Annotated in this window: 10 protein-coding genes; 5 read left to right on the plus strand and 5 right to left on the minus strand. The window is 54.6% G+C overall.

Annotation, left to right across the window (positions count from 1 at the left end):
* Positions 1–43: 43 nt before the first annotated feature.
* Genes yidC through rpmH form a run of 4 tightly spaced genes read right to left on the minus strand, consistent with a single transcriptional unit; the run spans position 44 to position 2,546 of the window.
* Entirely contained in the window at positions 44–1,738 is a 1,695-nt protein-coding gene (gene yidC, locus RVM24_RS16600) for a membrane protein insertase YidC (RefSeq protein ID WP_061333177.1), read from the minus strand.
* A gap of 5 nt (positions 1,739–1,743) precedes the next feature.
* Complete coding sequence (gene yidD, locus RVM24_RS16605; protein ID WP_082780614.1) at positions 1,744–1,998, minus strand: membrane protein insertion efficiency factor YidD; 255 nt, start codon at positions 1,996–1,998, stop codon at positions 1,744–1,746.
* A complete protein-coding gene (gene rnpA / locus RVM24_RS16610; protein WP_072675874.1) occupies positions 1,998–2,396 on the minus strand; it encodes a ribonuclease P protein component in 399 nt (132 codons plus the stop codon). The genes yidD and rnpA overlap by 1 nt, the downstream gene beginning before the upstream one ends.
* A 15-nt stretch (positions 2,397–2,411) precedes the next feature.
* Positions 2,412–2,546, minus strand: a complete 135-nt coding sequence (rpmH, locus tag RVM24_RS16615; RefSeq protein WP_008172542.1) for a 50S ribosomal protein L34 — start codon at positions 2,544–2,546, stop codon at positions 2,412–2,414.
* 642 nt (positions 2,547–3,188) lie between these two features.
* On the opposite strand from rpmH, the gene dnaA reads away from it, so the two are divergent.
* The 5 genes from dnaA (at position 3,189) to gyrB (ending at position 10,828) form a co-directional block, all read left to right on the plus strand.
* Positions 3,189–4,655 carry a chromosomal replication initiator protein DnaA gene (gene dnaA, locus RVM24_RS16620; RefSeq protein WP_061333175.1) on the plus strand — a complete coding sequence of 489 codons (1,467 nt, stop codon included), beginning with the start codon at positions 3,189–3,191 and terminating at the stop codon, positions 4,653–4,655.
* Between the two features lie 55 nt (positions 4,656–4,710).
* Positions 4,711–5,814, plus strand: coding sequence for a DNA polymerase III subunit beta (gene dnaN, locus RVM24_RS16625; protein WP_058090925.1), 1,104 nt, complete (start codon positions 4,711–4,713; stop codon positions 5,812–5,814).
* 18 nt (positions 5,815–5,832) lie between these two features.
* On the plus strand, positions 5,833–7,104 hold the full coding sequence (locus tag RVM24_RS16630) for an ABC1 kinase family protein (protein ID WP_061333174.1): 1,272 nt from the start codon (positions 5,833–5,835) through the stop codon (positions 7,102–7,104).
* Between the two features lie 99 nt (positions 7,105–7,203).
* Positions 7,204–8,346, plus strand: coding sequence for a DNA replication/repair protein RecF (gene recF, locus RVM24_RS16635; RefSeq protein WP_061331421.1), 1,143 nt, complete (start codon positions 7,204–7,206; stop codon positions 8,344–8,346).
* A 67-nt stretch (positions 8,347–8,413) separates the two neighbouring features.
* Entirely contained in the window at positions 8,414–10,828 is a 2,415-nt protein-coding gene (gyrB, locus tag RVM24_RS16640) for a DNA topoisomerase (ATP-hydrolyzing) subunit B (protein ID WP_061331420.1), read from the plus strand.
* 89 nt (positions 10,829–10,917) lie between these two features.
* Here the strand turns inward: gyrB and RVM24_RS16645 are convergent, their stop codons facing one another.
* A complete protein-coding gene (locus RVM24_RS16645; RefSeq protein WP_061331419.1) occupies positions 10,918–11,679 on the minus strand; it encodes a VC0807 family protein in 762 nt (253 codons plus the stop codon).
* Between the last annotated feature and the right edge of the window lie 93 nt (positions 11,680–11,772).

Below are 11,772 nucleotides of genomic sequence, written 5' to 3' on the forward strand. Positions count from 1 at the left end.
GGCTCCACAGGGGAGCCTTTGTCAGGTCAGTGCAACTGATCACTCAGTGTTTCTTGCCTGCCATTTCCACTTCAATCTTGCGGGTAATGTACCACTGCTGGGAGATCGAAAGAATGTTGTTCACCAGCCAGTACAGTACCAGACCAGCCGGGAACCACAGGAAGAACACCGTAAAGACTGGTGGCATCAGCTTCATGATCTTCGCCTGCATGGGGTCTGGTGGTGTCGGGTTCAGGCTCATCTGGATGAACATACTGATGCCCATCAGAATTGGCAGGATAAAGTACGGATCCATCTGGGACAGATCGTTTATCCACAACATGAACGGCGCATGGCGCAGCTGCACACTCTCGAACAGTACCCAATAGAGCGAAATGAACACCGGCATCTGTACCAGTATCGGCAAACAGCCACCCAGCGGATTGATCTTTTCCCGCTTGTACAGGGCCATCATCTCCTGGGACATCCGCTGGCGATCGTCACCATAGAGTTCTTTCAGGCGCGTGAGTTGTGGCGCGACGGCCCGCATTTTTGCCATGGAGCGATAGCTGGTTGCTGACAGGTGGAAGAACACGGCTTTTACCAGAACGGTCAGCAGAATAATGGCCACACCCCAGTTACCCACCAGGCCATAGAACCATTCCAGGATGTAGAACAGCGGCAGGGAGATGAAGAACAGCCAGCCAAAGTCAACGGTACGGTCCAGGTTAGGAGCCAGGGCTTCCAGACGATCAATGATTTTGGGGCCCACGTAAGCAGTGGCACCTACCTCAACAGTCTGCCCGGGGGCAACCGCGGTTGCTGGATAGACAAAACCCATCACATGCAACTGATCCCGGCGGGTGGTCTGGAACTGGGCTGTTTTATCACGGTCCGGAACCCAGGCGGTAATGAAGTAGTGCTGCAGGAACGCCAGCCAGCCATTAGTGACCGGTTCGTTAACCCGTTGTTTGCCCAGGTCGCTGAAATCGTATTTTTCATAGGGATCGTCAGGCGTGCTGATGACCAGGCCAAGGTAGGCCTTGATACCCATAGTGGTCTGGGAGGTTGGGTCAGGAGCCTCGTCCCTTACGATTTTGCCGGTGAAGTTACCTTGCCAGTCGGTATCGGACTGGTTGTTGATCAGGTAACGGATATCAATCTCATAGCTGTCCCGGGCAAGACGGTAGCGTTTGGTGATATCAACGCCATCGTCTGTGGTCAGTTTTAGGTCAATGATCAGTTCATCCTGGCCATCGGTCAGCTCGAAACGGGATGCTTCTGCCTGGTAAACCGGTGCCTGACCGGCACTGCGACCATCGGGGCCGTTGCGCCCGATCAAGCCACTTTCCAGAATATAGGTACGGTTCTGGGTGTTGGTCAGAAGAGTCAGGGGTTGTTCGCTGTCGAGCGATTCATCGTACTGAAGCAGGGAACTGGCAATGACATTGCCACCAACACGGTCGATGGTCAGTTCCAGTACGTCGGTCACTACCGTGATGAACTGGTCGCCGACACTTTGTTCGCCGTCAGAGGAGGTGGACCGGAGTTCGCCGGTTTCCGGCGTGACAAACTCATCGTCTGTCCGGGAAGCACTTTCCGGCAGAACCATGTCATCAACAGATCCGTCCGACCCCGAGGTTTCTACCTGGGTGACCTGTTCAGTACGGGGCTGGTTGTAGTCCTCATTCCAGGCAAGCACCATCAGATAACTGACAATAGCCAGGCCGGCAAACAAAACGATGCGTTGAATATCCATAAACGTTAGTTTCTGGTTTGAGTGTTGGTCGGAGAATATTGGGTCTCTGTGCCCGGTACGGGATCATAACCGCCTTCGGCCCAGGGATGACACCTTAATAATCGGCGGGTTGCCAGATACGAGCCTTTGGCTGCTCCGTGGTGTTGAATAGCTTCAACCGCGTACTGGGAGCAGGTTGGGAAATGCCGGCAATGGCTGGCCATCATGGGACTGATAGCGTACTGATAGAACCGGATAGGCAGTAACAGAATCTGTCGCATTAACCCGTACCTTTTGAATTCACAGTCGTTTGATCAACTGAGGACTGATGGTACTTCTTTCTGAGACGGCGCCAAAGATCGTTAAGCGACGATATGACTGAGGCGTTATCCAGTTGAGCGAGTCCTTGCCGACCAAGAACAATAATGTCGAGGTCCGGTAGATCCGTCTGATGCCTGAAAGTTTCTCGAACCTGGCGTTTTATCCGATTTCTCTGGACCGCCAGTTTGAGATTCTTTTTGGAGAAAATGAGTCCGACCCTGGCGTGGCCCAGATTATTTGGAGCTGCCAGGATCAGAAAATTCCTGTGCGGAACTTTCAGCTGCACATCATCGAAGACCTTGCTGTAGTCCGAAGGCCGCAACAGTCTGTGTGACTTCGGAAACGTCAAGGCCTTCATGAGGCAAACATCAGGTTACGCTGACAGGCGTGCGCGGCCCTTGGCACGGCGACGAGAGATTACCTTACGGCCGTTAGCAGTCGCCATACGGGCACGGAAGCCGTGAACACGCTTGCGCTTCAGGACGCTCGGTTGGAATGTTCTTTTCATGGTGATGTTCTCACAAATTCGTCAATGGACATTGGTCGTTGGCTGGAAAATAGACAGCCAAAACAGGAGCGGCATTCTAGTCAAATCTGCTAGCAAGTTCAATGACTGTGCATCGGGGAAGTGAATTTTTCGGTATGGGTACAAGCCGAAGGCCTGACTAATAAAATCTATAGGTCTTTTTTAAATTCTTTCAAAGATTATTTATTACTGTTATTAGGCACCTTGATATCTGTGGGAAAGTCTGTTTTTTCCTTCAACAACAAATGCTTGAATTAATGACAAGTACGGTGACAGGTGGCCGTAAGCTCTGTGGACGAGAGGGTGTGGAATTGTGAATAACCCGGTGTTTCGAGGAAGGCCCGAGTTATTCATGGTTTGGTCCAAGGCTTTCACACAGGGTTGGGGGCGGTCTGTGCACAAGGACCTGTGGGTAACTTTTTTTCAGGGCATTTCTGTACACAAGCCTGTAGATAGGTCTGGAACTTTCTGAAAGATGAGGAGAAATGTTTCCACAGGCTGTTTATGACAGTGATTGTTGGCCTTTTACTGTGGGCCACGGCGGGGTAGAATCCGGGGTCACCTTGAGCGTCGGGAAAAGCCTTTTCCGATGTGAGAACAGTCAGGTTTCGGGAGCAGGCGGTCGTGCCTAACAGTATGTGGCATCAATGTCTTGAAGTACTCCGGGATGAGTTTCCCGCGCAACAGTTCAATACCTGGTTGAGACCCCTCCAGTCGGATCTCCGAGAGGGCCAGCTGATGCTGTTTGCGCCGAACCGTTTTGTGATGGACTGGGTTAATGAAAAGTATCTGCGCCGTATAGAGGAAGTTCTGAAGGACCTCAACGGTGGCCAGGCGCCGCGGGTTCAGATGAAAGTAGGGTCGGCGCCCCGGGAAAGTGAACCGGTGGTGCGCTCGGTGGCTGAGCGGAAGCCGGCTAGTCTGGCAGACGAAATCGGGCAGCGGGTAACCGAGGAAGAGAAGAGTGTCGCGGCAACTGTCGCGGGTTCTACCTCTGCCGGTGTTAGCCGCAGTGCGCAGAAAATCAATGGCGAGCGCCGTCCGGTTCAAGTGGAAGGTGACATCAAGCACCAGAGCTTTCTGAATGAGACTTTCACCTTCGAGACCTTTGTTGAGGGTAAGTCCAACCAGCTGGCCCGCGCGGCCTCAATGCAGGTGGCTGAGAACCCCGGCGGAGCCTATAACCCGCTGTTCCTGTACGGCGGTGTCGGTCTTGGTAAAACCCACCTGATGCATGCCATCGGTAATGAAATCGTCCGCCGTAATCCCAAGGCGAAAGTCGCTTACCTTCGATCTGAACGGTTTGTTGCGGATATGGTCAAGGCTCTGCAGCTGAACGCCATCAACGAGTTCAAACGTTACTATCGATCTGTGGATGCGTTGCTGATTGACGATATTCAGTTCTTCGCCCGGAAAGAGCGCTCACAGGAAGAATTTTTCCATACCTTTAATGCGCTGCTTGAAGGTGGCCAGCAGGTCATCGTGACCTGTGATCGGTTTCCGAAAGAAATCGTCGATATGGAAGAGCGATTGAAATCCAGGTTTGGCTGGGGTCTGACGGTAATGGTGGAGCCGCCGGAGCTGGAAACCCGGGTGGCGATTCTGATGAAAAAGGCCGAGCAGGCTAATGTGAAACTGAGCAGCGAGGCGGCATTCTTTATTGCTCAGAAGATTCGATCAAACGTTCGAGAGTTAGAAGGCGCGCTTCGTTTGGTGATAGCGAATGCTCACTTCACCGGGTCTGAGATTACCCCTCCATTTATCCGGGAAAGCCTGAAGGATCTGCTGGCGCTGCATGAAAAGCAGGTCAGTATCGATAACATCCAGCGCACGGTGGCGGAGTACTACAAGATCAAGGTGGCCGATCTATTGTCCAAACGCCGCACCCGGACGGTGACCCGGCCCCGTCAGGTGGCCATGTCCCTGGCCAAGGAGTTGACCAATCACAGCCTGCCAGAAATCGGCGACGCCTTTGGTGGCCGTGACCACACCACGGTGTTGCATGCTTGTAAGAAGATTGTGGAACTCCAGGAAACGGACCCTGGAATCCGCGAGGACTACCAGAACTTTATGCGATTGCTGACCACCTGACCCCGGGTGGCGATCAACCAACAACATTCACTTCCGACAACTGAAGCCGAGTGCCATGAAACTGACCATAAGCCGTGAATCCCTTCTTACTCCTCTGCAAAGCATTGCTGGCGTTGTGGAAAAGAAACAGACCATGCCGGTTTTGTCCAACGTGTTGCTGGAAGCTGAAGACAACACATTGACACTCACCGGTACCAATATGGAAGTTGAGCTGGTCGGGCGGGTTACGCCGGTCCACGTGGACCAACCGGGCAGGATCACGGTACCGGCCAGGAAGCTGTCTGATATCTGTCGGGCACTGGGTGACGAAGCCCCGATTGATCTGGCGCTTGAAGGCGACCGTCTGCACGTGCGTGCAGGCAACTCCCATTTTACCTTGTCGACCCTGCCGGCCGAGCACTTCCCCAATGTGGAAGACGAGCCGGAAAGCTTCCGCCTGGAGCTTCCGCAGAAAGAACTCGGTCGCATGCTGGACGCGACGGCGTTTGCCATGGCACAGCAGGATGTTCGTTATTACCTCAATGGTCTGCTACTGGAAGTCGACAGCGGCCATGTACGGGTAGTAGCAACCGATGGTCACCGCCTGGCGATGGCACATTCCGATCTGCAGACCGGGTGCCCGGAACCCCGGCAGGTGATTGTGCCGAGAAAAGGCGTGTTGGAGCTCGCCCGCCTGCTGGACGACGTGGAATCGCCGGTGACCCTGGTGATTGGCGACAATCATCTGCGTGCGACGGTGGGTGCGTATACCTTCACTTCCAAGCTGATTGAAGGCAAGTTCCCGGATTACAACCGGGTTATCCCCAGGGGTGGCGATAAGGTGGTGCTCGCTGACAGGGCAACGCTGAAGAACACCTTGCAGCGGGCCGGTATTCTGTCTCATGAGAATATCCGCGGTGTGCGCCTGAACCTGGCGCCGGGAGAGCTGCAGGTGTTCGCCAACAACCCGGACCAGGAACAGGCCGAAGATGCGCTGCCGGTGGACTATCAGGGCGAATCCCTTCAGATCGGTTTTAATGTAGGTTATCTGATTGACGTGATGAATGCGCTGGATGAGGCGCAGGTGAAGATTACCCTGTCCAATCCCAACAGCAGCGCATTGATCGAAGCAGAGAACGATAACAGCTGCCTGTATGTGGTCATGCCGATGCGGCTGTAACCTTTCCGGAGGAATTTAATGGGTGCCGTAACGAACGGAATCAAAGGTGCTTTCAGGGTTGGTCAAACACTGTCGGTGCTTGGCCGTACCGGTCTGAACTGGGTTCGGGGCGATCGCCCCCCTACCCCGAAACTGCTGCGCCAGACGTTTGAGAATCTTGGGGCCACCTATATCAAGCTTGGTCAGTTTATAGCGAGCTCCCCCACGTTCTTTCCAAAAGAGTACGTGGAAGAGTTTCAGTATTGTCTTGATAAAACCCCCAGTCTTCCATTTGGCGTGATCAAGCGCATTATTCGTGAGGAACTCGGGCGGCCGATTGATCAGGTGTACTCGGAAATCGATCCGGTGGCTCTGGCGTCGGCATCTATTGCGCAGGTTCATGCGGCGAAACTGGTGACTGGCGAAGACGTGGTTATCAAGGTTCAGAAGCCTGGCGTGGAAAATATTCTGCTGACGGACCTGAACTTTCTGTACCTGTCGGCGCGGATTCTGGAAACCCTGGCGCCGAAGCTGTCGTGGACATCCCTGTCTGGCATTGTTGAAGAAATTCAGCAGACCATGATGGAAGAATGTGACTTCATCAAGGAAGCCAATAATCTGAAGGTGTTCCGGGAATTCTTGCTGAATACCCATAACGACGACGCGACCGTGCCCCGGGTATATGAGCAATGTAGTACTCGCAGGATCCTGACCATGGAACGTTTCTATGGCGTTCCGCTGACGGATCTCGAAAGCATTCGCGGTTTTTCGAAGGATCCCGAACGTACCCTGATTACCGCCATGAACACCTGGTTCGCCAGCCTGACCCAGTGTGAGTTTTTCCACGCGGATGTGCATGCTGGCAACCTGATGGTGCTGAAGGACGGGCGCGTCGGGTTTATCGATTTTGGTATTGTCGGGCGCATCAGGCCGGACACCTGGCAGGCGGTGAGCGATTTCATCTCCGCGATCATGGTCGGTAACTTCGACGGTATGGCTGATGCCATGATCCGGATTGGTGTCACCCGTCGCACGGTAAGGGTGGATGAGCTCTCTGCCGATCTGCAACGCCTGTATCGTCAGATGGATCGAATGGTTCCGGACGACGTTCCCTATGAAATGGGTCAGGCGGAAGATGACGTCAACAACATTCTTATGGATATGGTGAAGGTGGGCGAAAGTCATGGCCTGCACTTTCCGCGGGAATTTGCGCTGTTGCTGAAACAGTTCCTCTATTTTGATCGGTATGTGCATATTCTCGCACCGGAGATGGATGTGTTTATGGATGAGCGGTTGACCATGCTTCATTGACGAGCGTCGCCGCCACGCATCTTGTACACTAAGGCAATGTCGCGTTCCGGCATTGCCTTTTTTTTGTGCTCCGACTCCGGTGATGAGAATTCCTCCTTTATGGCGCTTGTGAAACTCCAGACCCAGAATTTCCGAAACCTGGCGCCGGACCCTGTCGGTTTTTCACCTTCCTTTAATTTGTTGTATGGCGCTAATGGCAGCGGTAAGTCCAGTGCCCTGGAAGCGATTGCTTATCTGGGATTGGGGCGGTCCTTTCGGGTGAGTCGGCATCAGGCGGTGGTCAGCCATGGTCACAGCAAGTTAACGGTATTTGGCGCTCTGGACAGTGGGCTCAGCAATAATGAGGACCAAAGTGGTGCAGCGGAAGGCACCACCGGCATCGCCCATCGTCTGGGAATATCCCGGGATGTATCTGCCAAGGAAACAGCGCTAAGGGTGGATGGCGAAGCTGTACGTAGTTTGTCATCCCTGGCCATGCATCTGCCTGTGTCGGTGATTGATCCGGGGGTATTCGACATTGTGGCCGGTGGCCCCGGAAAACGTCGACAGTTTCTCGACTGGTTAGTGTTCCACGTGGAACCTTCCTTTTCGGTAATGTGGCAACAGTGCCAGAGAGTGACATCACAGCGGAATCAAACGCTCAGAAATGGTAGACTGGACGAATCGTTGCTCCGGGTCTGGGACAGTCAGTTCGGTGCCCTGGCGGAAACCCTGAGCGATGTCAGAGAGCAGGTTTTCAGGCAGTTCAAAGCGGCCTTCGATGCGGTGCTGCAGGAGCTGGATGCCAGCTGGACGGAAGGTCTCAAACTTGAGTTCTATCCGGGCTGGGATCGGTCCCGCTCGCTTGTGGACATATTGGCGAGCCACCGGGAGCAGGAACGCCGGATGGGGCACACGTTGTATGGCCCTAATCGTGCAGATATCCGTCTCAAGTTAGGTGGTCGGCCGGTTGCGGAAACCTTTTCCCGGGGGCAGCAGAAGACACTGGTTATTCTGATGAAGATTGCCCAGGGAAAGGTGTTGAGTGATCTTGGTAAGCAGGTGACTTTCCTGCTGGACGACATCAATGCCGAATTGGATGTGCGCCATCGGATCATGCTGGCGCATAAGCTCCAGGATTTGCGTTGTCAGGTGTTTATCACCTCTATCGAGCATCCGGAACCTGACGTGCTCTGGGGCGACCGTGATGCACCGGAATACAGAATGTTCCACGTGGAACATGGAAAATTGACGGAAGAATAGACTGGCATAGGCGGCGTGTACCGTTTTCCGCTGAACCTGGCCGGTATCACCTTCAGGAGTCTCATTAATGAGTGAATCGAACTACAATTCCTCCAGTATCAAGGTCCTGAAAGGACTGGATGCGGTGCGTAAGCGCCCGGGCATGTACATCGGTGATACCGATGACGGCACCGGCCTGCACCACATGGTCTTTGAGTTGGTGGATAACTCCATCGATGAGGCTCTGGCTGGCTACTGTTCCGAGATCGGGGTCATCATTCACCCTGACGAATCCGTCAGCGTAAAAGATAACGGCCGCGGTATTCCGGTGGATCTCCACGAAGAAGAGGGTGTCTCTGCCGCCGAAGTGATCATGACCGTCCTGCACGCAGGCGGTAAGTTTGATGACAACTCCTACAAGGTCTCCGGCGGTCTGCACGGTGTGGGTGTTTCGGTGGTTAACGCCCTGTCCTCTACCCTGACTCTGACCATCCGGCGTGAGGGCAAGGTCTATGAGCAGACCTACACCCATGGCGTGCCCAATGCACCGCTGGCAGAAGTGGGTGAAACAGAAGCGTCCGGCACCAAGGTGCACTTTATTCCCTCACCGGAAACCTTCACGCACATTGAGTTTCACTACGATATCCTGGCCAAGCGCCTGCGGGAACTGGCGTTCCTGAACAGCGGCGTGCGTATTCGCCTGACCGATGAACGCAGCGGCAAGGAAGAAGTGTTCGAGTATGAGGGTGGTTTGCGGGCCTTCGTAGAACACCTGAACACCAACAAGACGCCAATTAACCGGGTGTTCCATTTCACCCGTGATCGAGAAGACGGCATCTCGGTTGAAGTGGCGATGCAGTGGAATGACGCGTTCCAGGAGAACCTTTACTGCTTTACCAACAATATCCCTCAGCGGGATGGTGGTACGCACCTGGCGGGCTTCCGTGCCGCCCTGACCCGTTCCCTGAATAACTATATCGATCATGAAGGTCTGGGGAAAAAGGCCAAGGTAGCCACCACGGGTGACGATGCCCGTGAAGGCCTCACCGCCATCATCAGTGTGAAAGTACCCGACCCGAAATTCTCCTCTCAGACCAAAGACAAACTGGTCTCCTCTGAGGTGAAAACCGCCGTTGAGCAGGAGCTGTACCAGAGCTTTGCCGAGTACCTGCAGGAGCAGCCCAACGAGGCCAAGCTAATCGTCAACAAGATGGTCGAAGCAGCCCGGGCTCGGGAAGCCGCCCGAAAGGCTCGGGACATGACCCGCCGCAAAGGCGCCCTGGACATCGCAGGCCTGCCCGGCAAGCTGGCTGACTGCCAGGAAAAAGACCCCGCCCTGTCCGAACTGTTCATAGTGGAGGGTGATTCTGCGGGTGGCAGTGCCAAGCAGGGTCGTGATCGTAAAACCCAGGCCATCCTGCCCCTGAAAGGTAAGATCCTGAACGTGGAGAAAGCCCGTTTCGACAAGATGCTGTCGTCTGCGGAAGTGGGTACGCTGATTACCGCACTGGGTTGCGGCATCGGCCGGGAAGAGTTCAATCCGGACAAGCTACGCTACCATTCGATCATCATCATGACCGATGCGGACGTGGATGGTTCGCACATCCGTACCCTGCTGCTTACGTTCCTGTTCCGCCAGATGCGGGAAATCATCGAGCGCGGTCACGTGTTCATTGCCATGCCGCCCCTGTATAAGGTCAAGCGCGGCAAGCAGGAACAGTATCTGAAAGATGAGAAGGCGAAAGAAGCCTACCTCACCCAGACTGCCCTGGACGGCGCTCAGCTGTACGTGAACCCGGAGGCGCCCGCCATCAAGGATTCCGCCCTGGAAACCATGGTCAAGGACTACCAGGCGGTGATGGCGATGATCGAACGCCTGTCCCGGGCCTACCCCGCGAAGGTATTGCAGCAGATGGTGTACAACACCACCCTCAAGCCGGAGCAGCTGAAAGATGAGGCGGCGGTTGCCAAGTGGGTTGCACACCTGGGTGATGGCCTTGAACTGGATACCCGCACCGGCACCAAATACGTATTCTCGGTGACCCGCGACGAAGAGCGTGGCCTGTATCTGCCGATGGTTACCATCTATGTGCACGGTATTCCCCATGAGCACATCTTCAGCCATGACTTCTTCGAATCATCCTCCTACAAGGCGATTGCCCGCCTGGGTGAGACGCTGGAGGGGTTGATTGATGAAGGTGCCTACGTACAGCGTGGCGAGCGCAAGCAGGTGGTGTTGTCGTTTGAGGGTGCTCTGGACTGGTTGATGAAAGAGGCCCAGCGTGGTCTGAACATCCAGCGCTATAAGGGATTGGGTGAGATGAACCCGGAACAGCTGTGGGAAACCACCATGGACCCGGAAAGCCGCCGCATGATGAAGGTCACCATTGAAGACGCCATCGCTGCCGACCAGATCTTCACCACCCTGATGGGTGATGACGTGGAGCCGCGCCGGATCTTTATCCAGACCAATGCTCTGGAAGTGACCAATCTGGACGTGTAATCACACCGACAGACTGGCATAAAAAAACGGTGGCCCCGACAGGTGCCACCGTTTTTTTGTTATCAGCCGGGAATTTTTATTCCGATAGATTACTTCGAGGATTCCGCGCGTTTCTGTTCCTTCTCTTTCTCCTTCTCCACCAGGTGCTGAGCCATCACCTCTTCCAGCGTGTATCCGGTAAGCCGGCGAATGGTGCGCCACAGGTAGTAGAAAATCAGCATCATCATGATCATTGAAGGAATGGCGATCATCGGATAGCTCACCAGGGTCATCCGCCCCAACTCTTCATTGAACGCCTGAGTGCCCGAGGGGCTCACCACAATCCACTTGGCCAGTACATAGTTCATGATTGAAGAGAACAGGAAGGTACCGGCAAAGAAATAGCTGGCATTGAGCAGCCGCGCCTCGAACTGGTCAACACAGCCCTTCTCTTCCAGCGAGGCGTGGATCTTATCCACATCCAGAATGTTCGGGTTGTACAGCAGCGTTCGTACCAGTGGGTACTTGGTGCGGGTGGATATCAATACCGCAAGACCAATCACTGCAGGTACCGCCGCCTCCTTGATGGCCAGCCAGCCGGCGTCCAGCTCCAGTAGCCCGATGCCGCCGGTCAGGCCAACGCTGATCAGGCCCAGCAGGGCGATGAAGTTTTTCTTGCGGTAACGAATCAGTTCAAACAGCCCCCAGCCAAGGGGAAACGCCAGGCCAATGACCAGCGCGTTGACACTGCCGAGGTGTTCGTCACCACTGAACTTCATCAGAATAACAGAGGGAATGATGATACTGACCAGAAGGTCAATCCAGGGTCTGGGCTTGTGGTCGGGAATGGAAGAGTTGGTCTGGGACGTCATGGTTACCGCCTATCGATGAATCGACGGCAGGCGCCTGAAGAGGCACTGCCGGAAAGAGCTTCCGGCAGTATACGACGAATTGAAGGCCGAACG

The sequence above is a fragment of the Marinobacter sp. KM021 genome (assembly GCF_050707965.1).
Classification (GTDB): domain Bacteria; phylum Pseudomonadota; class Gammaproteobacteria; order Pseudomonadales; family Oleiphilaceae; genus Marinobacter; species Marinobacter shengliensis.

Excerpts from the sequence above, each read along its gene's own strand:
- rpmH (WP_008172542.1), bottom strand. The coding sequence starts at position 2,546 with ATGAAAAGAACATTCCAACCGAGCGTCCTGAAGCGCAAGCGTGTTCAC.
- gyrB (WP_061331420.1), top strand. The coding sequence starts at position 8,414 with ATGAGTGAATCGAACTACAATTCCTCCAGTATCAAGGTCCTGAAAGGA.
- RVM24_RS16645 (WP_061331419.1), bottom strand. The coding sequence starts at position 11,679 with ATGACGTCCCAGACCAACTCTTCCATTCCCGACCACAAGCCCAGACCC.
- dnaN (WP_058090925.1), top strand. The coding sequence starts at position 4,711 with ATGAAACTGACCATAAGCCGTGAATCCCTTCTTACTCCTCTGCAAAGC.
- recF (WP_061331421.1), top strand. The coding sequence starts at position 7,204 with ATGGCGCTTGTGAAACTCCAGACCCAGAATTTCCGAAACCTGGCGCCG.
- RVM24_RS16630 (WP_061333174.1), top strand. The coding sequence starts at position 5,833 with ATGGGTGCCGTAACGAACGGAATCAAAGGTGCTTTCAGGGTTGGTCAA.
- yidD (WP_082780614.1), bottom strand. The coding sequence starts at position 1,998 with ATGCGACAGATTCTGTTACTGCCTATCCGGTTCTATCAGTACGCTATC.
- yidC (WP_061333177.1), bottom strand. The coding sequence starts at position 1,738 with ATGGATATTCAACGCATCGTTTTGTTTGCCGGCCTGGCTATTGTCAGT.
- rnpA (WP_072675874.1), bottom strand. The coding sequence starts at position 2,396 with ATGAAGGCCTTGACGTTTCCGAAGTCACACAGACTGTTGCGGCCTTCG.